Genomic DNA, 23,919 nt, shown 5'->3' on the forward strand with positions numbered 1-23,919 from the left:
ACCCCTCCAACCTATATCGCCGGCGCTCGGGGGGGCTGGTTTTTTTTTAAAATACACTGTTGCTTTTCACCCCCCTGGGGCCGGGCTTTTTCCCCCGCCTCACCACTTCCTGTTGCCGGACTCCAGCTTAGCAAGGGGGGTGAATTCTAGTCATGGGCCCCACCATCAAAGTCGTGCGATGCGCTGAGCCGGGCAGGCTGGTATTTGAGGAGCAGCAGGCATCAGGCACTCCGCCCGAAGGCTGGGCACTGATCAATGTCGCCTATGTCGGGATATGTGGAACCGACTACCACATCTTCGAGGGCAGGCATCCTTATCTCGCCTATCCGCGCGTCATGGGCCATGAGGTTTCGGGAACAATCGCGGCAATCAACGCGCCGGTGGACCTGTCGGTTGGAGAGCAAATCCTCGTCAACCCCTATTTTGCCTGCGGAAATTGTGCCGCCTGCCGCCAGGGAAAGCCGAACTGCTGCATGTCGATCGAGGTGCTTGGCGTGCACCGTGACGGTGCCATGAGCGAGCAGATTCTCGTGCCGGCGCAGAACTTGATACCAGCGGCCGGCCTGTCACCGGTGGAGGCTGCCACGGTCGAGTTTCTGGCCATCGGTGCTCACGCGGTCCGCAGATCCATGGCGGGGCCGGGCATTCGCGCCTTGGTTATCGGCGCCGGGCCGATCGGCCTCGGCACCGCGCTTTTTGCGCGCATAGCGCAACTCAACGTGACCGTCATGGACGTCGATGCCGAGCGGCTGGCCTTTGCCGCAAGGCAATTGGGCTTCCTGGTGATCGACGCGTCGAAGGGATCGATCGCCGAAACGATAGCGGAGCGAACTGCGGGAGCAGGTTTCGACGTCGTCTTCGACGCAACGGGAAACAGCCGTTCGATGCAGGCTGCCTTTGCCTATGTTGCCCATGGTGGCGTCATGGTGATGGTCAGCGTCGTGCCGGACGACATAACCTTCTCAGATCCAGAGTTCCACAAGCGGGAAATGATGCTGATCGGCAGTCGCAACGCGACGCGTAGCGATTTCCAGCACGTCATTGCCTCGATCCGCGCTGGAAAAATACCAATCGACCGACTCGTCACCCATCGCACTACCCTGCGAGACAGCCCACGCGATATTGCGATCTGGGCGCAGCAGAAGTCCGGTCTGATCAAGGCTGTTGTCGACGTGGCTGGAGCTGGCTGACGTCGGCAAACACAATCAAGATATGTGACCGCAGCCCTGATGCTGCATTATGGGAGGGGGAGTTGCTCGGTGACGCCAGGCTAAGCGGCGCGCTTGACACAGTATTCGGAGTGGGTTTCCTCAGTGAACAATTGTCCCTGCCGAACTGGCTTGGCGTTTCACTGATTGCAGCGGGCGGAGTTCTCGTCGCATACAAGGGTTGAAACCGTGAAGCGACGATTCTTCCGCACAAACGTGTTCCACGCCAAGTCCACCGGCTATTCGCACCGGTTGAGTATCCCAGTCGCTATTCTATATGATGCGTGATGTTTGATGCGCACCAAGCAGGGCAACGTGAGAACCACACTGGCGATCGATGACGATGTCCTGGTCGCGGCCAAGGCCATCGCCCGGCAGCAGGATCGCAGCCTCGGCGAGGTCATCACCGATCTCGCCCGGCGCTCGCTGCGCCGGCCTCAAGCCGGCGGCGAGTGCAACGGGATCCCTCTTCTGCCACCTCGGCCGGATGCATCTCCCGTCACGCTTAAAACGGTCAACGCCTTGCGAGACGAACTGCAGTGACATTCCTGCTCGACGTCAACGTGCTGGTCGCGTTGATCGATCCTGGCCACGTCGCCCATGACGACGCGCATGGCTGGTTCGAAGAGACCGGTAACGCGGCATGGCTACGTGTCCCATCACCGAAAACGGCGTCCTGCGCATCGTCGGCAACCAAAGATATCCCAATTCTCCCGGCTCACCAGCTGTTGTTGCGCGAATCGTTACCAAGTTGCGGACCCTGCACGGGCACAGCTTCTGGCCCGACGATGTGAGCCTGGTTGGCTCCGGCGACATTGATGCAGCAAAATCCTGACCTCGGCGCAGGTGACGGCTACGTACCTTCTCGCGCTCGCCAAGGCGCGCGGCGGCCAACTTGCCAGCTTTGACCGCAAGCTGTCAGCGGCGGCCGTGAAGGGCGGGAAGTCTGCACTGCATCTGATTCCAACAAGGTAGAGACTCTTCGGTGCGGTCTACCTCCGATCTTCTCGGGTTTCTTCGGCGAGAAAGTCGCGGAGGTCCAGAGTCAGCACGGAATCGAGAGCGTCAAAGACTTCTGCACGTCGAATAACATAGGCAGGTGGCCGAGCGAAGAGGTCAATTGCCATTCGCGAGCGGCCCGAGAATTTGGAGTCCCTGGCGGCGTGCGGCAAGTGCGAGCTTCCGATCGAGGGTGGCCAGCGGCAACTCGGTTTCGATTGCCAGCGCCAGATAGGCGGCGTCATAGGCGCTGAGCCCGTGCGAAGCCGCTAATGTCAGCACTGCGCCGTCCGACCCGCCGCCGGCGTCCTCCAGCGGCAATCGGCGCAGCCGTGCCATGGTGGTGGCAGCTTCGCCCGCCGCGATGCGGCCACGCCGCTCGGCCATCAATACGACGTTACGCGCCTCGTGCCAGAACAGGGAAGGGACAGGCGCGGTTGCTCCCGGCAATCGTCGCATCAGGGCGGCCGCCGCCTCGCTGTCTTCATCAGGAAGAATCCAGGCAGCCGCCACGGAAAGGTCGACAACGAAAGGCATCAGACGATGATCGCCATCAAGCGCGGCGCCCTTCATCGCGCCAGGCCCGAATTTCGTCCTGCGTCACGGGCTTGGCGCGGGCGCGGGCAGCGCTGATCTCTTCGATCACGGCTTCGACATCGTTGCGGCGTTGAATCCGCGACAGTTTAGCGATGGGATCATTGCCGCGCGAAATAATCACCTCCTCGCCGGCTTCTACCCTTGAAAGCAGTTCCGAGAGATGCGTTTTGGCCTCGCCAACTTTCACCGTGATGGTCATTTCCTGTCCTTGCGCGCGTCGGGTCAACGTGGCGAGCCGTGTTCATTGCCGAGCTGAGTGTGGATTGCTCGACAATCGCTCTTGCACGCGACGATAGGCGCAATCCTGACCCTTGGTCAAGGCTTGGTCAAGTCATTGCCGACCCCTCGCACGCCGCAAGGCGGGCCGTCTCTTGACAAGGTGAAATCGTTCTGGAGCAACGGCTTCTGATTATGCGCAGTGTCTGATTTTGCGGGCGGAATCTTGCGCAACTTGTCGCGGTTAGCGCACTCCAGTGGATCGCGAGTGGCTATCTGACCATAGTTTGCGGGGCATTCTTCTTCGGGCGTTCGCGCTTGGACGCGCAGCGCCGACCTCTCGCCGTCTCTGTTGCCGTAGCACGACAACCCGATCACGCGGCTCTTCCCCAGGCCCGCGACCCATCTGGACAGTTCGGCCTTGCCCCAAATTGCCCTTTCAGCTGAAACGATTAGGGCGGAACGTTGCAAGCATGGGATGCGGATTGCCAGAGGCGATTTCTTTGGCAAGCAATTCGCCGACGATCAATCCAAGCGTGGCGCCGCTGTGGCTGAAGGCGACGTGAAGTCCGGCAACGGTCTCGACGCAGCCAAGCACTGGCTCGCCGTCGCCGGGGATGGGCTTCGGGCCAACTGCATAGGCAGCGAGTTGGAGCCGCGGATTGCCCTCGAGCACCGCACTAGCCTCCTCGAGCAGTCCTTTGACGGTCTTGTCGTGCACGGTGTAGGTTCCGTCAGAGTTGACCACGACTTCTTCCTCCGACCACGCCGAATCCAAAACAAGTGCGCCGTCCGGCGTCGGGCGAACCGCCACGCGGGGCGTATTCAGCACGGCACGGAGCTCGGTCTTGATCGGCTTGGTCTTCAAGAGAAGTGAAATTGGCGTGGCGTCGGGGACACGAACTCCGATCTCTGCGAGCATGATAGGCGTCGCTGGCCCGACCGCAAGGACCACTGCATCCGCCTTTACCGGCACACCGTCGGCAGTGACGACGCCACGCGCGCGACCACCTGTGGCATCTATCCGGACGCGTCCAGCGTCCCGAACAAACTTGCCGCCGCTGGAGCGGAACTCATTGAGCAGCAGACTGATCAAAGACGGCAGGTCAACCCATCCTTCGCCGGGGTTGAAGATGGCACCCTGGGGGGTAATTGCGCTCGCGTTGACGCCGGGCACCACTGCACCGACTTCGGCAGGGCCGAGCAGAAGCGCGTCATAACCAATATCCTGCTCCAGCTGGCAGACGGGCGCGATCTGGTTCGTCTCGTCATCCGCATCCCAGGTGAGGCCGCCGTCAAAGCGAAGCCACGATCCCGTTTCCGGCCTTGTGGCGGCCAGGGTCCGATAACGGTCGATGCCTGCAAGCCTCAAGCGGTGGTAGGCAGTGTCCGCACGTCGCGCTGAGTTCAGCCAGGAAAGTGAACGGCCGGATGCACCGTTGGCTGGCGCGCCGTCGTTGACAACCGTTACATCAAGGCCAAGACGAGCAAGGTGCAATGCGGAAGAGATGCCGAAGATGCCCGCGCCGATAACAACGACATGGCGCGGCTTTGGTGATGCAGTCATGGAGAAATCCTTCTTCGCAGCAGCCGGGCTGGGAGTTGTTGGATGGCTGCAGAGCGCGGCGGAACTAATAGTCGGTGAGCTTCTTCATGTAGCGCCGGCCCTCAAGCATTGGCCGGCCGCGCAGGGCGGCCAGCTCGTAGGCAAAACGCCAAAGCGTGTCGAAGAAGACCAAGGGCACGAGATAGGGTTTGATGTGTTCGGACATACCACTGAGGTCGAGTTCAGCTCCATCGAGCACCAGGACGTTTTCCCGGCTGCCGTACTTGAAAAGGAAGTCTCGGGCACGTTCGGGAAGGCTCCGCGTTTCGTCCAAACCCACTAAGACCACGAAGCAAGCGTCCCGGTCGACCACCTCAAATGGGCCGTGAAAGAACTCGTTGGCGTGTATGGCCTGCGAATCGTACCACTGCATCTCCATCAACACGCAGGTGGCGTACGAATAGGCCGCACCATAGCTGGCACCGCTGGCCAGTGTGTGGATCGCATTGCGCGGCGCGAAACGGGGGGCGAAGGCCTGAAACCGGTCGGCATAGGTCCGGTGCGCACGCTCGATCGCCGGCTGAAGATGGCTCAGGCTCCTCAGCAGATCGGCAGTTAGCCCGGCATCCTCCCGAGCATCGATCAGGCCGGCGAGCAACATATAGAGCACGCCGTAGTTGCTGCAGGCTGAATCGATTGCTTTGCCCGTCGTGTAGGAGGCCTGGTAGGCGACTGCGTGGTCGACCGCCAGCGCGAGGGGCGATATCTGGTCGAGCGTCATGCCGATTGTCGTTGCGCCTCGATTCTTTGCATGATTGGCCGCTCGCACAGTTTCGCGGGTGGTGCCGGTCTGCGAGCAAAGGACAACGAGCGCGTCAGGTCCCAACCGTCGCGGGTCTCGGCAGACGAACTCATCCGCGTTGTAGATGTCGCAGGCGAATGCGCCGCTGTGACGGTCGACGAAGTATTTGCCTGCCATCATGATCGAGAGCGAACCGCCGCACGCCACGAGGAATAGGTGCGAAAACTGCGTGCCCGCCGTAACGGTCAGGGCGCGTTCCACGTCGGAGGGCAGGGCGGAAATCATGAGCTTCCTCGTCTCGTTGGCAGAGCTAGGGGCCGGCCCACAATTGACAGGTGGGCGGCCATTGTGCGAACGTTATCACACCCTTTAAACTGAAAGTCCTGCAATGGTCAAGATTGCCGCGATAGGCGATAACGTGGTCGATTGTTATCTTGCTCGCGGCGAGATGTATCCTGGTGGAAATTGCCTCAATGTCTCGGTTTATGTCAGCCGCTTCGGCGGGCGATCGGCCTATGTCGGAGCGATCGGCAAAGACCGGGCAGGGGACCTTATCTGCACTGCACTGGCGTCGGAGCGCGTGGACATCACCCGATTACGGCGTCTCGAGGGACCGACCGCTTACTGCCTCATAGGTCACCGCAACGCCGATCGGATTTTCCTGGACTTCGATCTCGGAGTTTCGGTGTTTACGCCGACGCAAGAAGATCTGGATTTTCTCTCGGGCTTTCAGGCCGTCCACATCGGCCAGTCCAGCGGTTTGGACCCGTGGGTTGCCGCTGTATCAAGCAAGTCACTGTTGTCTTATGATTTTTCCACGCGACGGGACCCGGGACATCGACGCGAGATTGGACCCTATTGCTATCTGGCTTGTGTCTCGGGTGACGGTCTCGACGACAAGGAATTGGCCGCAATCGCGGCCGAATTGCTTGCATGTGGTTCAAAGTGGGTTCTTGTGACTCGTGGTCGAGCCGGCGCGGTGCTTCACGGCGACACCGTCTCTTACCGAACCCCGGCGCGGTTGGTCAAACCCGTCGACACCCTGGGCGCGGGCGACACCTTCATCGCAAGAACGCTGTTCGGCCTGCTTAAGAAAGAGCCGCCTCAAGACATTCTCGGCCATGCCGCAGAGGCGGCTGCTGCTACCTGCCGGTACTACGGGGCAATCGGCCATGCGACAGCAATCGACCTAGGAAAGATGACGCCGGAGATCCCCCAGGCTTAAGACTGGAAAACCATCTAGCTGCGAAATCCTCCGAAACAATTGACGCGAGAAATGGACAATGCTAGAGAAAATGATAACGTTCTCACCTTCCTGGCCGAACGCCGTCCAAGAGCGTTTTGATAGATGAGACGTCGAGTGGGATCGCAAGGCCGAGTTCGGCCAATCGTAAGAGGAGAAGACATGCACACGAATTCGAACAGGCGCCTACTTTTGAAATCCGGTCTGGCGCTGACGATCGCGCTGTTGACAGGACTTGGCACGTTGGCCTCGTCAACTCAGGCAAACGCGGCGGACAACCCCTATAACCTCATCGACCCGACGGTGATCAGCGTCGGAACCATGGGCGATGCGAAACCCTATGTCTTCACCGATACCAACGGTAACTTCACCGGCTTCGACGCCGAACTCTTCCGTGATGTGGCGCGCCGGCTCGGGTTCAAGGAGGCGCAGGTCGTTTTCACCGGCCAGGAATTCTCGGCGCTGCTGCCCTCCGTTGCCAACGGCCGCTTCGATGTCGCTGTCGCCGCCATCGGCACAACGGCGCAGCGCAAGAAGACCGTGGACTTTGGCGACGGCTATCTCGCCGGCTACCTGTCGATCATTTCGGCGGATCCGGCACTGACGAGCAATGAGAGCACCGCCGGAAAGCGCATCGGCGTGATCCAGGGAACGCTGCAGGAAATCTATGCCGAGAAGAACCTCAAGGGCGACATTGTCAAATTTCCCGACAACAACACTGCGGTGGCGGCGCTGAATAACGGGACGATTGATGGCCATTTCACTGACTATGAGTCGGCCAAGCAGTATGTGGAGCGCTATAAGAACCTGAAGATAACAATGAACGTGCCGTCCTTCGACGCGCCGGCCGGGTTCGTGGTCAAGAAAGGCAACGATGCCTTCCGCGAGGCGCTCAACAAGGCGCTGCGCGAGGCCATGGACGATGGCACCTGGAAACGGCTGCATGAGAAGTGGTTCCCGGGCACTCCGATGCCGGATCAATATCTGCCCAAGAAGTAAATTCGCGCGTATTCATTTTCGTTTCCGGCCGGGCCCGTCAGCAACGGTGCCCGGCCGAGTTATAGATGGACTTGATATGAGCTGGTTCGATACCTTCGCCCGCAGCTTCCTTGATTTCCAGGCGATGGCAGAAGTTCTGCCAAACATGGTGATGGTCGGCCTCAAGAACACTTTGATCCTGGCCCTTGCCTCGACGTTTTTCGGGACGCTGATCGGTATCGTCCTCGCAGTCATGGGGATTTCAGAGAACCGGCCGCTGAAACTCCTTGCCCGAGTCTACACCGATATCTTCCGTGGGCTTCCTGCCATTGTCACGATCCTGATCATTGGCCAAGGCTTCGCGCGGTTGGGCCGAGATCTGTTCGGTCCATCGCCTTATCCGCTGGGCATTCTGGCGCTCAGCCTGATCGCCGGAGCCTACATCGGGGAGATTTTCCGCGCCGGCATTCAGAGCGTCGAGCGGGGTCAGATCGACGCCACGCGCACTCTCGGTATGACGTATGGCCAAGGCATGCGCCTGGTGGTGATCCCGCAAGGCATCCGTCGCGTCCTGCCTGCACTGGTCAACCAGTTCATCGGCAATGTCAAAGACTCCAGCCTGGTCTATTTCCTTGGTCTGCTCGCCTCCGAACGCGAACTGTTCCGCGTCGGCCAGGACCAGGCTGTGCTGACCGGCAACTTGTCGCCGCTATTGCTGGCCGGAGTGTTCTATCTCGTGATCACGGTGCCGCTGACCCATCTCGTCAACTACATCGACGCGCGCATGCGCGTCGGCAAACGAATAACCGCCGTGCAGAGTGGCCTCCAAGAGGTCGCCGAGCTTGCCGAAGCCGTCGTGCAGGGAGCAGCGACGTTGCCTGCAGCAGCGCCCACACGCTTCAAGGGTGGCGGCATCGAGGTCAAAAATATCGACATGGCCTACGGCGCCGTCCAGGTGCTGCATGACGTCGGTCTGAAAGTGGAGCCCGGGACCGTCACCTGCCTCATCGGTCCGTCCGGATCGGGCAAGTCGACCTTGCTGCGCTGCCTCAACCGTCTCGTAGAATGCCGAGCCGGTGACATTCTGCTCGACGGCGAAAGCATCTACAAGCAGACCCCTGACCAACTCCGGCGGCGCGTGGGCATGGTTTTCCAGCAGTTCAATCTGTTCCCCGACCGTAGCGCGCTCGCCAACATCACCTTGGCGCTGCGCAAAGTTAAACGCATGTCGCGCGAGGAGGCTAATGACGCGGCCTTGGCGAGGCTAAATGAAGTCGGACTGCTGGAGCGCAAGGACCATCGGCCGGCCAATCTCTCGGGCGGGCAACAGCAGCGGGTGGCCATCGCGCGTGCGCTCGCCCTCGAACCCGAAATTATGCTGTTCGACGAAGTCACCAGCGCCCTCGATCCAGAATTGGTCAAAGGTGTCCTGAACTTGATGGCCGACCTCGGGCGGGGCGGGATGACGATGGTGGTCGTTACGCACGAGATGAATTTCGCTCGCAAGGTCGCGAACCAGGTCGTGTTCATGGACGAGGGGCGGATCGTCGAGGCAGGCCGGCCAGAAGACCTATTCGACAATCCGCAGAGCCCGCGTCTTCGACGCTTTCTGTCGGAGGTGCTGTGATTCAAATGGTGTGCGCAGCGGCGGGTTCTGCGGTGTTCGGCCTTGCGGGGCGTGCCTAACTGCCGCTAGTTCGTCGCCACGACGTTGCATGGTCGGCGGGACTTGCTGGGTGACTCAAAGATCCAAAAACGCAACTATCATCGAAGTCGCTCGCCGGGCTGGAGTGAGCTCTGCCACGGCTGGGCGTGTGCTTGGTGACTACGGGTACAGCAGCCCTGAGGTCCAGGAGAAGGTGCGCGCCGCGGCATCTGCGCTGGGTTATCGGCCCAATCGCCTGGCCAAAGGTCTGATCACCGGTAAGACCCAGACTATCGGCGTTGTCGTAGGCGACATCGAAAGCCCATTCTATGCAAGCGTGCTGCGCGGAATAGGGGACGTCGCGCGCCGTGGCGGCTTCGGGGTTATCGTTACGAATAGTGACGAAAATGCCGAACTCGAGCGAGAGGCGGTGCAGCTGCTGTTGGAAAAGCAGGTCGATGGTTTAGTCGTCTCATCGACCTTCTTGGACAAGCCGGATCATCTTCGTGACGCAGTCGCGGCCGGCTGTCCCGTCGTGCAGTTCGACCGCATCGTGGCGGGCATGGAAACCGATTCGGTCGTGGTCGATAACGTTTCTGTAACGCGTAGCAGCATAGCGGCGATCATCGCCGCCGGACACAGCCGCATCGGAATATTGGCGGAACTGGGGCCGGACCAACGCGATGATGTTGGTTCCTTTGTGACAAACGCTGATCTCTCCAGCTCCGACGTTCGCTACCATCATCCAAGCTGGCAACGGTTGTTGGGTTATCTCGAAGCCCATCGCGCTGCGGGCATTTCGCCGGATCCACAGTTGATCCGCCGCGTGGCGGTCTATTCCAGCGAGGCAGCCCGAAAGGAGGCACTCGATCTGCTGACAATGCGCAATGCGCCGTCCGCCCTGTTTACCGCCGACGGTGTGATGTCGACAGGCGTTCTGGAGGCGACATCCGCACTGAAGCTTGCGATTCCGGGAGAGGTTTCGCTGCTTTGCTTCGACGATCTCGACTGGATGCAGTTCGTGGCCCAAGGTATCACAGCCATCGCGCAGCCGGCGCATCTGATCGGGGCGACGGCAGCCGAGCTTCTCTTGAAGAGGCTGGCTGGCGACACCGCACCGTTTGAACACCGTGTCCTCGCGGCTCGCCTGGTGAACCGTAATTCGATTGCGGTTCATCTCAACCGCAACGCCCCTGATCCGGCTGCGACGGTGTAGCTGGAGCCGAATTGCCGCGCCTCTTTGTGTCGAGGTCGGTCCCATGCAACGGCTGAATGATAGCTCAAGCGTATTGCTGGGTAGGACTTTTGTCGCTTGCGATGCCCAGCGTGAGCTGCGCCAGAAATCGGGCGAGCCCATCCGGGTTCCGAAACCTAATCACGTGCGGTCGCAGTAGTATGGCTTGGTCGTTGAACGCAAAGGCTGCCCGATTTCGTTCCGCGATGGGTACAATTATAGATCAAGCAAAATGTCGCCTTGTGGGCGGCTGCAGCACGCCAGGATGTAGCCTGCCGATTTATCCTCCAAGGTCAGTCCGCCTAGGTCATCCATGACGACTTCGCCAGACAGCTTGGCGATCCGGCACGTACCGCAAACTCCCTGCTGGCAAGCGGTTGGGACATAGACGCCACATTGGCGCGCCGCTTCCAGCAGGGTCTCTCCGGGCGCGCAATGATATGCAAGGCCGGAGCGGGCGAAGCGGACCGAAGACGAAACCTTTGAATCCGATAGCGAACGCGAAATGTTGCCGCCCCCGAAGCTCTCCTCATGATACTGTGAAGGGGCGAGCCCGATTGCATCGAGGCAGCTGCGTGCAGCCTTCATGTAGGATTCCGGCCCACAGGCAAAAATCGTGCGGCTATGGAGATCGGGAACCAAGGTCAGGAGCATCTCACTGTTAATTCGCCCGGTTGGACCCGTCCAGGCCGGGTCTCCATGACTGCAAATGCAAGTCACATGAACATTGGGAAAGCGAGCGGCAAGTGCGTCCAGTTCGAGCCGAAAAATGATGTCGTCCGGCGTTCTCGCACTATGAATGAAGTGGATATCCTGGTTTGCTGCGCGGTCGGTAAATGCCCGCAGCATTGACATGACGGGAGTTATCCCGCTGCCACCTGAAAGGAAGAGGGACTTTGCATGCGGCAGATCGTCGAGATTGAACGAGCCGAGCGGCCCTTCGATCTCGATCCCATCGCCCGGCTTCAAATTGTCATGGAGCCAATTCGAAACGAGCCCGCCCGGCGTCCGTTTCACAGTGATCTGCAGGTCGAGCGGTCGCGTCGGCGGTGACGAAACAGAGTAGGAGCGCGTCACTGCGGCCCCCTCGATCCTCAGGTGCACCACAACATATTGGCCAGCGCTGAAGCAGAACATCCGATCTGAAGCGGGTGTGAGAACGAATGTTTTCACATCGTGCGTCTCGTCGATCACGCGCCGGCAGAGCACAAGCTGCGGCGTGGTCTGTGCCCACTCCCGGTGAAGCTTTGTTGGGGCGAAGCCGGAGGCTGCAAAGGCCGCGTAAGCATTCATCATTCAACTCGGGTTTGAAGTGGAGCCAAGATGCCACTTCAAACCCCGCTGAACAGCCGCGCAATCCTGCCGTTATGATCGGTAATTTCGATTACACTTCCAGGGACATTACAGCCACCTGGAGAGCTCGGATGCCCTTGCGAATAATGGGTTCGTGTTTGCGGCGCGCAAGGATCGCGGTGTGGACTGGCTGGTGCAGCGTCGGCGCTCCCTCGACGAGGAACGATGGGAGCTCGGCCGTGAACCGGCGCGCATCGTCGCTGCGCATGTAGCAGGTGCCGCCCGTTCGCCGCAGCATGATCTCCGCCAGAGTTTCCGATCCCGTCGAAAGCCGACAGATCGCCAGCTCGGCCAGCAGCTCTGCGTGCGTCTTTTCCAGCACCGCGGTGTAGCCTGGGCGAATGTAGGTTTCAGGGTCGACATCGGACAGCGTTCTGGCAGCCGTCGAAACCATCACATATTCCTCGACCATCAGATGCTCGTAGGCGATCTCAGGCAGGTAACGAGGCGCATAAAGCACGGCAATATCGAGATTTCCCATGCTTAGGTCGCTGACCATCTGGTTCGAATAGTCCGACTCGACATGGATCGAGGATTTTGGAAGCGCCTGGCACAGTGTCTCGACCCATCCCGGCAGGACCGAACGGGTCATGCCCACCTGTGCGGCGATGCGCAACGTGCCCTCGAAACGGTTGAACGCTCGCACATCGTGTCGAGCTTGCGACCACGTCGACAGCAAGGATCTGGCATAGGCTTCGAACCGCCGCCCGGCGGCTGTCGGCTCAGCGCCGGCGCGCCCGCGCAGAAAGAGCTCGGACCCGATCGCGCTCTCCAGATTCTTGATGCGGGTGCTGATCGTCGACTGGGTCAACCCCAGCCGGTCGGCGGTACGATTGAAATTTCGCGACTCGATGATGTCGAGAAAGGTTTCGATGTGATCTAGCTGCACATGACCTCCGATCGAAAAAGTCGATCATATTGCGCAGGATCATAAGCTTGATCAAACAATACTCAAGGCGGAAGCTGCACGCGGTGAAATCGGCCGGCAGATCGTCCAGGCTGAAGCTACGGAGCTGAGCAACGTGTTCATAGTCGACTGCGATTGTCACAATTACTGGTCGAGCGCGACTGTATTGGAGCCTTACCTTTCCGGCCTATGGAAGGACATGTTCGTCGAAGGCGAGAAGACAGGTCCCGTTGGCGCCTTCCCGCATGGCCATCGTCCCTGGTTTCATCCGCAGGACTTCTCACGCAAGGACGTCCGTCCGAAAACAGAAGCCGACAACTATCTCATCATGAAGGAAAAACACCTCGACAAGTACAAGGTCGATGTGGCGATCCTGACCGGCGATGAGCCGATCGAGGCTTCCACCCTCGCCAATCCCTATTATGCCAGCGCCCTCGTCAGCGCCTACAATGACTATCAGATCGACCAATGGCTGCCGAAGGACGATCGCTTCATGGGCTCGATCATCGTCGCGCCACAGGATCCGAAGCTCGCGGCCGCCGAGATACGCCGTCTGGGCAATCACCCGCGCATGGTTCAGGTTCTCGCTTCGCAAGGCTCCGTCAAGCCCTATGGCGATCCGTTTTACCATCCAATTTATGAGGCTTGCGCCGAGGTGGGGCTGCCCTTTGCAATTCATCTGGGCGGCCATGGTGGCGTGAATTCGACCGCGATTGCTCCGGCCCCGACGACATTCTTCTGGGAGACCCATGCCATCCTGCACATGTCGGCCATTTCGCATGTCGCAAGCATGATTGCGCATGGCGTCTTCGAAAAATGGCCGGACCTCTACTTCGTGGTCATCGAATGCGGCGTCGCCTGGGTGCCATCGGTATTGTGGCGCCTGGACGCCGACTACAAAGCCCTACGCAAAGAGACGCCATGGCTGAAAATGCTGCCGTCCGAATATTGCCGGCGAAATATCCGCTTTTCCACGCAGCCGCTGGAGCAGCCCGCAAATATTCAGCATCTCTGGTCCACTCTCGAGGCGATGGACGGCGAAAATGCGCTGATGTTTGCCTCCGACTATCCGCATTGGGACTATGACGATGCCAACACGCTGCAAATCCCTCCTGCCTGGAAGAGCAAGATCATGGGGCTGAATGCGCTGGAGGTTTACAAGCGCATCCCGCGCGCGCAAGCGGCGAATGCTGCCTGAGGAAGCAGACGATGCCCGAGAAGACATACATCTGTAGAGTCGAAGAGATCGAAACCGGATCTCCCTTCATCGCCAAGATCCGCAGCCTTTCGGTTGGCGTTTTTCGCATCGGAGATTCATTCCACGCGCTGCTGAATGTTTGTCCGCACCGCGGCGCTCCCCTTTGCGAGGGGCCGCAATGTGGAACAACTGCACCGGTCGAAGAGGCGCAGTTCATCTATCACCGCCAAAACGAGATCGTGCGCTGCGCCTGGCATGGCTGGGAATTTGACATCAAATCGGGCGCGGCCCTGGTCGATCCGTCCGTTCGCGCGCGCACATTTCCAGTAACGGTCGAGGCGGGCAGCATCTATGTGACGGCCTGATTGAGGTACGGATTCGAAAAGTAGCAGAAAGGGTGATCGCGGCTAACGGGCAGATTTCTTCACAGGGTGCGGCACGAACAATAACGCGGAAAATCCGCAATGGGAGAGTCAAATGTCAGAATCTGGATACAAGCTTGGTATCGCTCAAAGCCTGATCGGTCGCGGCAAGATTTCCCGTCGCGACTTCATTCATCTTGGGCTGGCCGCTGGGCTGACGCTTACCGCTGCGGATAAGCTCTTCGTCAGCACGGCCCGCGCCGAACCGCTGCAGGGCGGCTTCGCCAAGCTCGGAATGGCACATGGCGCGACGACGGATTCGATCGATCCGGCCGGCTACCCGGACACCTTCACACAGACAGCGTTCTCGGGCTCGATGTCCAACAGCCTCACCGAGGTCGACGCCAAAGGCAACGTCCAACCGGACCTTGCCGAGAGCTTTGAATCGTCCGATGGCGCCAAAACCTGGGTCTTCAAGCTTCGCAAGGGCGCAACCTTCCACAACGGCAAGAATGTGACGGCGGACGATGTCGTGACTTCGCTTCGCTATCATATGGGCGACGAAACTAAGTCGGCGGCGAAGCCGCTGCTTGAGCCCGTCGCCAGCATTAAGGCGGATGGCCCCGAAACGGTTGTCTTCACGCTGAAAAGCGGCAACGCCGACTTCCCCTACATCATGAGTGACTACCATCTGGTCATCATGCCGGCCAAGGACGGCAAGGCGGATTGGGGATCGGGCGTTCGCACCGGCGCTTTCGTGCTTGAGAATTTCCAGCCCGGCGTTTCGGCCAAACTCAAGCGCAATCCGAACTACTTCAAGAACGGCAAACCCTATCTCGACGAGGTGGAGTTCATCGCCATCACCGATCTCGCCGCTCGCATGGCCGCGCTATCGACAGGGGAGGTAGACTATATCGGCCGCGCCGACCTCAAGACCCTCGGCATGTTGAAACGCAACCCCAAGGTGGAGATCGTCGAGGTCACCGGCTATGGCCATTACACCTTGCCGATGAATGTCACGATGGCGCCGTTCGACAATGCGGATGTCCGGATGGCCTTAAAGTGGGCGATCAACCGTCAGGAGATCGTCGACAAGATCTTTCTCGGTCACGCCACTGTGGCCAATGACAACCCGATCGCGCCGGCGATTAAATTCGCCACCAATCCGCAGCCGCAGCACAGTTTCGATCCGGAGAAAGCCAAGCATTATCTGAAAAAGGCTGGAATGGAGAAACTGAAGGTGGACCTCTCGGTCGCCGATGCCGCTTTTGCAGGCGCGGTGGACGCGGCTGCGCTGATCCGCGAGACGGCAGCCCAGTGCGGTATCGACGTAAACGTCGTGCGCGAGGCCGAGGACGCCTATTGGGACAATGTCTGGCTCAAGAAACCTTGGTGCGCTTCCTATTGGAGCGGTCGCGCGACGGCCGACTGGATGTTCACGCAAGCCTTCGCCGCCGATTCCAGCTGGAACGAGTCGTTCTGGAAAAATCCCCGCTTCAACGAGTTGCTTGTCCAGGCGCGCGCCGAGACGGATGAGGCCAAGCGGGCGGCAATGTATGCCGAGATGCAGCAACTGACGCATGATGATGGCGGCAGCATCGTGCTGGTCTTCAACAACTTCGTCAGCGCCAAATCCAATAAGCTCGCACATGGCGAAGTGGCGCCGAACTGGGAGAACGACGGACTGAAGATGGCCGAACGCTGGTGGATCGCCACTGCGTGAGAGAGCGGGCCGGACCCGCGATGGCTACTGGGCTTCGGCTTGCAGCCGCGTGCCCTGCCGGCAGGGCAGCGAGGGCAACGGGAAACGCGAGCAAATGAACCCGGTCGCAAGAACGGTTCTGCAGCGCCTTGGCCTCGGCCTGGTCACGCTGTTCATCGTCTCCATCATTATCTTCTCTGCGATTGCAATGCTGCCGGGCGACTTCGCCAAGGCGATGCTCGGACAATCCGCGACACCCGAAACGGTCGCCGCCTTCCAGCGAGAAATTGGCATCGACCGTCCGCCTGTCGAGCGTTATTTCGTCTGGGTCGGGCAGATGCTCCATGGAGATTTCGGCTCTTCGTTCGCAAGCCGCACCGGATATCGGCGCACCGTCGCCGAGATCATCGCGCCGCGCCTTTACAATACGATGTTCCTCGCATCGATGACCGCGCTGATCGCAGTTCCGCTCGCCCTGGGACTGGGCATCCTCGCTGCGCTCTACCGCAATGGCTGGTTCGACCGGCTGGTGAACGCAGTGACGCTGACAACCATTTCGTTCCCGGAGTTCTTCGTCGCCTATATGCTTGCCTACCTGGTCATCTCGCGCGACACATTCATCGGCTCCGAGTTCGCACAATCCCTGCCGCATTGGCTTGCAGTGTCAGTGAACTGGATACTTAACGCAGTTCCCAAGTTCCCGACATTGTCGAACGTAAACGACCAGACGCCGTTCTGGGATCAGGTCTGGAGAGTAGCCTTGCCGGCGACCACGCTTACGCTCGTCATCGTCGCACACATGATGCGCATGACACGAGCGGCGATCATCAACATGCTTGCAAGCCCCTATATCGACATGGCGCGTCTCAAAGGAGTCTCGCCGATGGCCATCGTACTCAGGCATGCCTTGCCCAACGCATGGGCTCCGATCGTCACGGTGGTGGCCTTCAATCTTGCTTATCTCGTGGTCGGGGTGGTCGTCGTCGAAGTGGTGTTCGTCTATCCCGGCATCGGTCAGCTGATGGTCGACGCGGTCAAATCAAGGGATGTTCCGGTTGTCCAGGCTTGCGCCTTGATTTTCGCGGCGACCTATATCCTCCTTAATCTGACCGCCGACATCATTTCCATCGCCACCAATCCCAGGCTCTTGCATCCACGATGACCAGCTACGAACCCATCGCGCAGGTTCACAGGCTGAGGCGCTCGCGCGCCACCCGGGCCAAAACGGCGCTGAAGAAGGCACCCTTCAGTGCCTGGTTCGGCATCCTCGTGATCATTGGCTATGTCGTCGTTGCGGTCTTCGCGCACTGGATCGCCCCATACGGCGAAACACAGGTCTTCAGCGAGGCCTTCGCACCGTGGAGCCAGCAGTTCAAACTGGGAACCGACCAGCTCGGCCGCGACATGCTCACACGCTTGATTTACGGTGCGCGCAACACCATCGGTATAGCCGTCGCGACTACATTGCTGTCCTTCGCAGTCGGCGTCTCGCTAGGCCTTCTTGCCGCGTTGTATAGAGGATGGCTCGACCAGATACTGTCGCGTGCGGTGGACGTCTTGATGTCGATCCCAAGCCTTATCTTCGCCCTGGTGCTGCTTTCGATCTTCGGCTCGTCGATCACAAGCCTGATAGTCATCATTGCGCTGCTCGATTCTACCCGTGTCTTTCGGCTCGCACGCGCCGTCGGGCTTAACGTGGCGGTAATGGACTATGTCGAAGTGGCGCGATTGCGCGGCGAAGGCCCGAAATGGATCATCGCCAAGGAAATCCTTCCCAACGTGATGCCGCCGCTGGTCGCGGAGTTCGGCTTGCGATTTTGCTTCGTATTCCTCACGATCGCGGCACTGTCCTTCCTGGGGGTCGGTATTCAGCCACCGACCGCCGATTGGGGATCGATGGTGCGCGAGAATGCGACCCTGATCACCTACGGCGATGTCACGCCGCTGCTGCCGGCCGGCGCGATTGCCCTCCTCACGGTCTCTGTGAATTTCGTCGTGGACTGGTTCCTGCATGCAACGAGCGGGTTGCGGGATGAAAAATAGCGCTCCCGGATTGCGCGAAAAAGGCAAGGATCTGCTTCAGATCCGCAATCTGCATGTGGAGGGTTTCTCGGACGAGCGGTGGTATCCCATTGTCCGCGGGGTCGATCTGGCGCTGAAGCGGGGGGACGTTCTTGGCCTGATCGGCGAGTCAGGCGCCGGCAAATCCACCATTGGCCTCGCGGCGATGGGTTACGCCAAGCCGGGCTGCCGTATTACACAGGGCTCGATCCTGTTCGACGGGATCAATCTTCTGGCACTAAGCGAAATAGGGCGGCGTCGCCTCAGAGGCTCCCGTATCGCCTATGTCGCGCAAAGCGCGGCGGCCTCTTTCAATCCGGCCCACCGACTCCTCGATCAGACTGTCGAAACCGTGGTGGCGCATGGGATTGCCAGCCGAGAGAAAGCGAACCGGAGTGCGGTCGATCTTTATCGGCGTCTTCAGCTTCCAGATCCGGAGACCATTGGCTTTCGCTATCCTCACCAGGTTTCCGGCGGACAATTGCAACGGGCGATGACCGCGATGGCGATGGCTTGCCGTCCGGACCTCATCGTCTTCGACGAGCCAACGACGGCGCTCGATGTGACAACGCAGGTCGAAGTTCTCGCCTCCATTCGCAACATCGTGGAGGAGTTCAACACCGCTGCAATCTATGTGACGCATGATCTGGCGGTGGTGGCGCAAATGGCGGACCGCATCATGGTTTTGCGCCATGGACTAACCGTGGAGGAGGCAGAAACGCGCCAGATGCTCGCCTCGCCCACCCAGGAATATACCAAGACGCTCTGGGCCGTGCGCAAGCTCGCCAAGCCCGAAGTTCCGGCCGATGAATATTTGCTTACGATAGACAACGTCACCGCGGCCTACGGCCGGGCGGTTAAGGTGCTCCAGGATGTCTCGATCAAAGTTCCACGCGGAAGAACAGTGGCTGTGGTCGGCGAGTCCGGTTCCGGCAAATCGACGCTCGCTCGCGTCGTTACCGGCCTGCTGCCCCCGCTTTCGGGGTCGATTTCCTTTGCCGGCCAGGCCCTTTCCAAGACCGTGAAGTTGCGCCCAAAAGAGATCCTGCGACGCATACAGATGATTTATCAAATGCCCGACAACGCCCTAAATCCGCGCCAGACAGTCGAAGAAGTTATAGCTCGTCCGCTTGAATTCTACCTTGGCCTCAAGGGTGCACAACGGGATCGGCGGATCGGCGAACTCATGCACATGGTCGAGATGAGCGAAACTTACCTGGATCGTCTGCCGGCCGAACTGTCGGGAGGCCAGAAGCAGCGCGTTTGCATCGCCCGGGCGTTGGCCGCCGATCCGGAGCTGATAATCTGCGACGAAATCACGTCCGCGCTCGACCAGATTGTGCAAGAGGAAATCCTGAAGCTCTTGATCCGGCTTCAGCGCGAGCTCGGCATGACCTACATTTTCATCACCCATGACATTGCCACCGTGCGGGCGATCGCCGACGAAATTGTGGTCATGCACCAGGGTAAAGTCGTTGAGCAGGGATTAAAGAGCGAAATTCTCACGCCGCCGCATGCCCCCTATACCGAACGGCTTCTGTCCTCCGTGCCGGAAATGGATCCGGATTGGCTCACAAGGCTGCTCGCCAGCCGGACGATGTGATCGTCGGGCAGAGTGTTCTTCCATATCGCCACGGTTTACGGTCTCGCGGAAGGCGCTCGGCGAGACCGCGCTCGGTCGCAAACGGACAGCGCGCGTCGCCCCGTCCATACGAGGATAGGCGCCCTTTGCCGTCACTCGGTTTTCTGAGAGCATGATGGAGTACGCGCAATCCGGGAGCCGATACTCTATGCCAACAGAAATCGATGCTAGGGTAGCGCGCCGGTGGTTTGCCGAAGACCTGCGTGTCGCATCACCTGTCTTGCACAATCCTGCGGTCATCGAGGCCTTTGCAAGGGTTCCGCGCGAACACTACCTTGGCGACGGGCCATGGCGTATCCATTCGAGACTGCAAATCGGGGCGGTCCATACCAGCCCTTCAGCCGCACTTCATGAGATCTACCACGACGTTCTGGTCTTGCTTGACGAAAAACGCGGACTGAACAGCGGCTTGCCGTCGCTTTGGGCATTGGTTTTCGACCATCTGAACATCACTCCCGGCCAGACCGTCCTTCAGGTGGGCGCCGGTGTCGGCTATTTCACCGCCATCCTCGCTGAACTGACGGGTTCTGAAGGACGCGTGATTGCATATGAGATCGACGAAGAACTAGCTCGTCGCGCGCAAGGCAATCTTGCTCAATATGCGCATGTCGAAGTGACGTGCGGTGATGCAACGCAGGCAATTGATCTGCCAGACCTCGATGTCGTGATCGCCTTTGCCGGAGTGACGCACGTGCCGGAACGGTGGCTTTCAAATTTGTCCGACGCTGGCCGGATGGCATTGCCGTTCACGGGTGAAGACCGACGAGGTTTCATGATGCTTCTGGAAAGGGCTGGCGATACGTTTCCCGTACGATCACTTGTGCCATGCGGATTTTACCCCTGCAGCGGAGCCAGGCGCACTGACGAAGAAAAGGCCTTGATGGTCGCCCTCAAGGCTGCGCGAGGCAAGGTCACCCGTCTCGCGCAATATCACCGAGGGCGACCGAAAAATGGCATCGAGAACGCTTGGTTGGTGACCGACACATACTGGATTTCGAAAGCCTAGAGATCAATGTCGATCTTGCGTGTCACCGTCGTAGCGTGCGGCACGGCTTTCCACGAGCGATCTATGCCGGCGGGAGCAGTCCGAAACATCATTATTGCGTCCGAAATTTCCCCGATCCGCGCGTGGGGATTGCAGCCGCGGTCCTGGCCGGCTGCAGCACAGCCTTCTTCTTATGCGAAGACGGACTGGAACTATACTGCGCAGCATGATCCGCCGTCGAGACGTCTCCGACCAGCGCCGCAAGTTCAGTCTCATCGAGCGTCTCGGTCTCGAGCAGCCTGCGTGCCGCCCTTTCCAGCACGTCGCGCCGCTCGGTGAGCAGGCTGACGGTTCGTTCGAACGCGGCCTCCACAATGTCGCGCACCTCCGCGTCGATGGCATCGGCGGCGGCTTCGCCGTAATCGTGCTCGCGCGGTCCGCCGGCGAGCGGGTTGGGGCTCAGGAAGGAGCGTGGGTCCTTTTCCAGCGCCACGTGCCCGAGTTTTGCCGACATGCCGTAACGCGTCACCATGGCGCGCGCTATGTCGGTTACCTTGGCGAGATCATCGGCGGCTCCGGTGGACAGATGGCCGAATACGATCCATTCGGCCGCCCTGCCGCCGAGCAGCACTGCCATTTTGTTGTCCAGCTCCTCGCGTGTCATCAGGAAGCGATCCTCGGTCGGACGCTGGATAGTGTAGCCGAGCGCGCCGACGCCGCGTGGTATGATCGACACCTTGTGCACCGGGTCGACGCCAGGCAGGGCCATGGCTACCAGCGCATGACCCATTTCATGGTAGGCGACGATCTCGCGCTCCTTCGGGTTCAGGAGCCGGTTGCGTTTCTCCAGTCCCGCGACGATGCGCTCGACCGCATTGTTGAAATCTCCCATCATTACCGCATCCGCCTTGCGGCGCGTGGCGAGCAACGTCGCCTCGTTCACGAGATTGGCCAGGTCAGCACCGGTGAAACCGGGCGTCAGCGCCGCCACTTTTTCCGCGTCGACATCCGTCGCCAGCTTGGCCTTGCTCATGTGAACCTGCAGGATCTTGATGCGACCCTGCTTGTCGGGCCGGTCGACCAATACCTGGCGGTCGAAACGGCCGGCGCGCAGAAGTGCCGGATCAAGGATCTCAGGACGGTTCGTCGCGGCCAGCAGCACGACGCCGATCTGTGGATCGAAACCGTCGAGTTCGACCAGAAGCTGGTTGAGCGTCTGCTCCTTTTCGTCGTGGCCGCCGACCATGGTCCCGCGGGCGCGGCCAAGAGCGTCGAGCTCGTCGATGAATATGATTGCGGGAGCCTTGGACCGCGCCTGCTCGAAAAGATCGCGCACGCGCGCGGCCCCGACCCCCACGAACATCTCGACGAACTCCGAACCGGAGATCGAGAAGAACGGGACCTTGGCTTCGCCGGCGACGGCCTTGGCGAGCAGAGTCTTGCCCGTGCCCGGCGGTCCGACCAGCAGCACGCCTTTGGGCATGCGGCCTCCGAGGCGGCCGTATTCGCCCGGGTTCTTGAGAAAATCCACAATCTCCTGCAGCTCGGCCTTGGCTTCATCGACCCCCGCCACATCGTCGAACGTCACGCCGGTATTGGCTTCGACATAGACCCTGGCCTTGCTCCTGCCAATTTGCATCAAACCTCCGACGCCGCCGTCCATGCGTCTTAGAAGCAGCATCCACAGGCCAAAGAAGACGAGCACCGGCACAACCCAGGAAAGCAGGTCGCTCAGGAAGGTGCTTTCGACCTGGCCGGTCACAGTGACACCGTGCTCCTGCAGGTCACGGGCGAGGTTCGGCTCGACGCGTGTGGTGATGAATAGCGGCCTGCCGTCTTGCGGCTCCTTGAAGCGGCCCTGGATGAAGCGGTCCGAAACCTGCACCTCGGCGATTTTGCCGGCGTTCAGCAAGGTCTCGAACTGGCTGTACGGTATCTCGGCGACGTGCTGCGTCGTGGCATAGATATACTGGACGACCATCACGCCCACGAACGCCGCGACCCAGTACCAGATATTGAACCGCGTCTTTCTGTTGCTCATGTCCATGGCGGCCTCCACAGGGAACCGGATATAGGTCGCCAAGCCCGCGCGGCATCGGTGCAGGCCAGGTACGGCGCAAAAAAGTGGGAGGCCCCAGACCGGCCGGCGACGATAGTGGGTCTGCATTGTCCTTTCCTGCGCGGCATGCCCGGCATGCCGTTTTCCTCCGCCGGATAGCCCCTTCAAAACGTCGTTGAAATGACGGCTGACGGCCGCATTGCACTCGCAGGCAAGCGCCTGCGACCGGTGGCGGTTGCTGCTCTGCAGCAACGCCAGGCAGTTCCAGACAACATCTGCGCCGGCATGCGGCCGCTTTTCCGCATCGCAAGGATCCAACACTCAGGCGAGAGCCGGACCTATGGAACCCTACATGAATGGACGCGGAGAGAACGCGCCAGTCCTCGCCCGCCGGCGAGTTCCTCGCCGGCGGGCGGATGCCTCGGATGCAGAGAATGGCCGCGTTCAACTCAAAGTCGATCGACGGATGCTGTAAAACCGGTGACCGCGATACCTTCGATTTCACGACCGCGACCGGCGCCGGGAAGCTTCTCCAATTGATCCAATTGGCGCAACGCGTCCATGATGGCATCGAAGCTGACTGGTTCGGTTGCTCCCGGCGGCATGCGCAGCGCCGGCACCGATTCCACTGCACAGGCATCCGATGCCCATGACGAAAGGATTGCACGCTTCTCCTGGAAGTCCAGCGTCACGTCGGTCAGCACGTTCTCAGGTCGCTCGAAATGCCGTGCCGGATGGAGCAACCGGTCAAGAAAAACATCAGGGCCCTCTGGCCCGATTGGGGGAAAACTCGTCGAAATGGCTCCTTCCATCGATAGTCCTCCGCTTTGAATAGTCTCCTCTGTTGACGTCGTCTGTGGTGGCTCTCGCGATTTCCACCAGCTGAAAATTTTGGAGAGTTTCGACCAAATTTCAATGGCTCCGCAACGCCACATCCTCGCAGTTCCGCCCGCCATCAACATTTTTTCGAACCGGTGAAACAATCGGCGTGAATGTCAGTTCTTGCGCCTGGGACAAGTCGCGCGGCAGCGCCAGGGCGGTCGGGCAGGAGAACCAATCATTTCTTACATTTCCAGGAAGCGACTGTGCATTGGCTTGGTCGCAGGAATTTTGATGCTCTCGGCTGGCGGCTTTGCTCCGGTTTCAGCACAGGAAATCCCGAACGACTTCGGCGCAATCCTG

The 23,919-nt window shown here is 60.0% G+C and carries 21 protein-coding genes and 1 pseudogene; 14 read left to right on the forward strand and 8 right to left on the reverse strand.

Annotated features, from left to right (window positions below):
* Positions 1-164: 164 nt before the first annotated feature.
* From NKI08_RS15160 to NKI08_RS15175, 3 genes and pseudogenes are all read left to right on the forward strand, one after another.
* Positions 165-1,190: a zinc-binding alcohol dehydrogenase family protein gene (locus NKI08_RS15160; protein WP_352770743.1), complete on the forward strand. Its 1,026-nt coding sequence runs from the start codon at positions 165-167 to the stop codon at positions 1,188-1,190.
* Between the two features lie 333 nt (positions 1,191-1,523).
* The gene (locus NKI08_RS15170) at positions 1,524-1,751 is read left to right on the forward strand and encodes a CopG family transcriptional regulator (RefSeq protein ID WP_352503709.1); all 228 of its coding nucleotides are present in this window, start codon (positions 1,524-1,526) and stop codon (positions 1,749-1,751) included.
* Positions 1,748-2,183 (forward strand): annotated as a pseudogene (locus NKI08_RS15175) (TA system VapC family ribonuclease toxin). Before NKI08_RS15170 ends, NKI08_RS15175 begins: the two are co-directional and overlap by 4 nt.
* Positions 2,184-2,324: 141 nt before the next feature.
* On the opposite strand, the gene NKI08_RS15180 reads toward NKI08_RS15175, so the two are convergent.
* From NKI08_RS15180 to NKI08_RS15195, 4 genes are all read right to left on the reverse strand, one after another.
* Positions 2,325-2,780, reverse strand: coding sequence for a type II toxin-antitoxin system VapC family toxin (locus NKI08_RS15180; RefSeq protein WP_502899607.1), 456 nt, complete (start codon positions 2,778-2,780; stop codon positions 2,325-2,327).
* Complete coding sequence (locus NKI08_RS15185; protein ID WP_352467423.1) at positions 2,761-3,003, reverse strand: type II toxin-antitoxin system Phd/YefM family antitoxin; 243 nt, start codon at positions 3,001-3,003, stop codon at positions 2,761-2,763. The genes NKI08_RS15180 and NKI08_RS15185 overlap by 20 nt, the downstream gene beginning before the upstream one ends.
* A 456-nt stretch (positions 3,004-3,459) precedes the next feature.
* A complete protein-coding gene (locus NKI08_RS15190; RefSeq protein ID WP_352770478.1) occupies positions 3,460-4,587 on the reverse strand; it encodes an NAD(P)/FAD-dependent oxidoreductase in 1,128 nt (375 codons plus the stop codon).
* A 64-nt stretch (positions 4,588-4,651) separates the two neighbouring features.
* Positions 4,652-5,653 (reverse strand): SIS domain-containing protein, encoded by a 1,002-nt coding sequence (locus NKI08_RS15195; protein WP_352503714.1) that lies wholly within the window; start codon positions 5,651-5,653, stop codon positions 4,652-4,654.
* Between the two features lie 103 nt (positions 5,654-5,756).
* Between NKI08_RS15195 and NKI08_RS15200 the strand changes: the two genes are divergently transcribed.
* From NKI08_RS15200 to NKI08_RS15215, 4 genes are all read left to right on the forward strand, one after another.
* Positions 5,757-6,593, forward strand: coding sequence for a PfkB family carbohydrate kinase (locus NKI08_RS15200; RefSeq protein WP_352770481.1), 837 nt, complete (start codon positions 5,757-5,759; stop codon positions 6,591-6,593).
* Between the two features lie 180 nt (positions 6,594-6,773).
* Positions 6,774-7,610: an ABC transporter substrate-binding protein gene (locus NKI08_RS15205; protein ID WP_352770484.1), complete on the forward strand. Its 837-nt coding sequence runs from the start codon at positions 6,774-6,776 to the stop codon at positions 7,608-7,610.
* Between the two features lie 76 nt (positions 7,611-7,686).
* Entirely contained in the window at positions 7,687-9,216 is a 1,530-nt protein-coding gene (locus NKI08_RS15210) for an amino acid ABC transporter permease/ATP-binding protein (RefSeq protein ID WP_352503717.1), read from the forward strand.
* Between the two features lie 88 nt (positions 9,217-9,304).
* Positions 9,305-10,450, forward strand: coding sequence for a LacI family DNA-binding transcriptional regulator (locus tag NKI08_RS15215; protein WP_352614842.1), 1,146 nt, complete (start codon positions 9,305-9,307; stop codon positions 10,448-10,450).
* 234 nt (positions 10,451-10,684) lie between these two features.
* On the opposite strand, the gene NKI08_RS15220 is transcribed toward NKI08_RS15215, so the two are convergent.
* Both NKI08_RS15220 and NKI08_RS15225 read right to left on the reverse strand, forming a co-directional pair.
* Positions 10,685-11,761 carry an FAD-binding oxidoreductase gene (locus NKI08_RS15220; RefSeq protein ID WP_352614844.1) on the reverse strand — a complete coding sequence of 359 codons (1,077 nt, stop codon included), beginning with the start codon at positions 11,759-11,761 and terminating at the stop codon, positions 10,685-10,687.
* 91 nt (positions 11,762-11,852) lie between these two features.
* Positions 11,853-12,710, reverse strand: coding sequence for a LysR family transcriptional regulator (locus NKI08_RS15225; protein ID WP_352503720.1), 858 nt, complete (start codon positions 12,708-12,710; stop codon positions 11,853-11,855).
* 133 nt (positions 12,711-12,843) lie between these two features.
* On the opposite strand from NKI08_RS15225, the gene NKI08_RS15230 reads away from it, so the two are divergent.
* From NKI08_RS15230 to NKI08_RS15260, 7 genes are all read left to right on the forward strand, one after another.
* Entirely contained in the window at positions 12,844-13,926 is a 1,083-nt protein-coding gene (locus NKI08_RS15230) for an amidohydrolase family protein (protein WP_352770488.1), read from the forward strand.
* Between the two features lie 11 nt (positions 13,927-13,937).
* Positions 13,938-14,291: a Rieske (2Fe-2S) protein gene (locus NKI08_RS15235; RefSeq protein WP_352770491.1), complete on the forward strand. Its 354-nt coding sequence runs from the start codon at positions 13,938-13,940 to the stop codon at positions 14,289-14,291.
* A 112-nt stretch (positions 14,292-14,403) separates the two neighbouring features.
* On the forward strand, positions 14,404-16,011 hold the full coding sequence (locus NKI08_RS15240; protein WP_352770494.1) for an ABC transporter substrate-binding protein: 1,608 nt from the start codon (positions 14,404-14,406) through the stop codon (positions 16,009-16,011).
* Between the two features lie 94 nt (positions 16,012-16,105).
* Positions 16,106-17,152 (forward strand): ABC transporter permease, encoded by a 1,047-nt coding sequence (locus NKI08_RS15245; RefSeq protein ID WP_352770497.1) that lies wholly within the window; start codon positions 16,106-16,108, stop codon positions 17,150-17,152.
* Complete coding sequence (locus NKI08_RS15250) at positions 17,149-18,033, forward strand: ABC transporter permease (protein WP_352770500.1); 885 nt, start codon at positions 17,149-17,151, stop codon at positions 18,031-18,033. The genes NKI08_RS15245 and NKI08_RS15250 overlap by 4 nt, the downstream gene beginning before the upstream one ends.
* Positions 18,023-19,654, forward strand: coding sequence for an ABC transporter ATP-binding protein (locus NKI08_RS15255; protein WP_352770503.1), 1,632 nt, complete (start codon positions 18,023-18,025; stop codon positions 19,652-19,654). The genes NKI08_RS15250 and NKI08_RS15255 overlap by 11 nt, the downstream gene beginning before the upstream one ends.
* 187 nt (positions 19,655-19,841) lie before the next feature.
* A complete protein-coding gene (locus tag NKI08_RS15260) occupies positions 19,842-20,699 on the forward strand; it encodes a protein-L-isoaspartate O-methyltransferase family protein (RefSeq protein ID WP_352770506.1) in 858 nt (285 codons plus the stop codon).
* 91 nt (positions 20,700-20,790) lie between these two features.
* Here the strand turns inward: NKI08_RS15260 and ftsH are convergent, their stop codons facing one another.
* Together ftsH and NKI08_RS15270 are read right to left on the reverse strand one after the other, a co-directional pair.
* Positions 20,791-22,725 carry an ATP-dependent zinc metalloprotease FtsH gene (ftsH, locus tag NKI08_RS15265; protein ID WP_352770509.1) on the reverse strand — a complete coding sequence of 645 codons (1,935 nt, stop codon included), beginning with the start codon at positions 22,723-22,725 and terminating at the stop codon, positions 20,791-20,793.
* 461 nt (positions 22,726-23,186) lie between these two features.
* Entirely contained in the window at positions 23,187-23,549 is a 363-nt protein-coding gene (locus NKI08_RS15270) for a hypothetical protein (RefSeq protein WP_352770511.1), read from the reverse strand.
* Positions 23,550-23,919 lie beyond the last annotated feature (370 nt).

This window comes from Mesorhizobium sp. M0768, assembly GCF_040320195.1.
Lineage (GTDB): Bacteria > Pseudomonadota > Alphaproteobacteria > Rhizobiales > Rhizobiaceae > Mesorhizobium.

Bases quoted from the DNA above. Each gene is read 5' to 3' on its own strand.
- NKI08_RS15250 (WP_352770500.1), top strand. From the start codon at position 17,149: ATGACCAGCTACGAACCCATCGCGCAGGTTCACAGGCTGAGGCGCTCG.
- NKI08_RS15215 (WP_352614842.1), top strand. From the start codon at position 9,305: ATGGTCGGCGGGACTTGCTGGGTGACTCAAAGATCCAAAAACGCAACT.
- NKI08_RS15200 (WP_352770481.1), top strand. From the start codon at position 5,757: ATGGTCAAGATTGCCGCGATAGGCGATAACGTGGTCGATTGTTATCTT.
- NKI08_RS15235 (WP_352770491.1), top strand. From the start codon at position 13,938: ATGCCCGAGAAGACATACATCTGTAGAGTCGAAGAGATCGAAACCGGA.
- NKI08_RS15270 (WP_352770511.1), bottom strand. From the start codon at position 23,549: ATGGAAGGAGCCATTTCGACGAGTTTTCCCCCAATCGGGCCAGAGGGC.
- NKI08_RS15185 (WP_352467423.1), bottom strand. From the start codon at position 3,003: ATGACCATCACGGTGAAAGTTGGCGAGGCCAAAACGCATCTCTCGGAA.
- NKI08_RS15260 (WP_352770506.1), top strand. From the start codon at position 19,842: ATGCCAACAGAAATCGATGCTAGGGTAGCGCGCCGGTGGTTTGCCGAA.
- NKI08_RS15195 (WP_352503714.1), bottom strand. From the start codon at position 5,653: ATGATTTCCGCCCTGCCCTCCGACGTGGAACGCGCCCTGACCGTTACG.
- NKI08_RS15220 (WP_352614844.1), bottom strand. From the start codon at position 11,761: ATGAATGCTTACGCGGCCTTTGCAGCCTCCGGCTTCGCCCCAACAAAG.
- ftsH (WP_352770509.1), bottom strand. From the start codon at position 22,725: ATGGACATGAGCAACAGAAAGACGCGGTTCAATATCTGGTACTGGGTC.
- NKI08_RS15240 (WP_352770494.1), top strand. From the start codon at position 14,404: ATGTCAGAATCTGGATACAAGCTTGGTATCGCTCAAAGCCTGATCGGT.
- NKI08_RS15180 (WP_502899607.1), bottom strand. From the start codon at position 2,780: ATGAAGGGCGCCGCGCTTGATGGCGATCATCGTCTGATGCCTTTCGTT.
- NKI08_RS15245 (WP_352770497.1), top strand. From the start codon at position 16,106: ATGAACCCGGTCGCAAGAACGGTTCTGCAGCGCCTTGGCCTCGGCCTG.
- NKI08_RS15255 (WP_352770503.1), top strand. From the start codon at position 18,023: ATGAAAAATAGCGCTCCCGGATTGCGCGAAAAAGGCAAGGATCTGCTT.
- NKI08_RS15210 (WP_352503717.1), top strand. From the start codon at position 7,687: ATGAGCTGGTTCGATACCTTCGCCCGCAGCTTCCTTGATTTCCAGGCG.
- NKI08_RS15205 (WP_352770484.1), top strand. From the start codon at position 6,774: ATGCACACGAATTCGAACAGGCGCCTACTTTTGAAATCCGGTCTGGCG.
- NKI08_RS15190 (WP_352770478.1), bottom strand. From the start codon at position 4,587: ATGACTGCATCACCAAAGCCGCGCCATGTCGTTGTTATCGGCGCGGGC.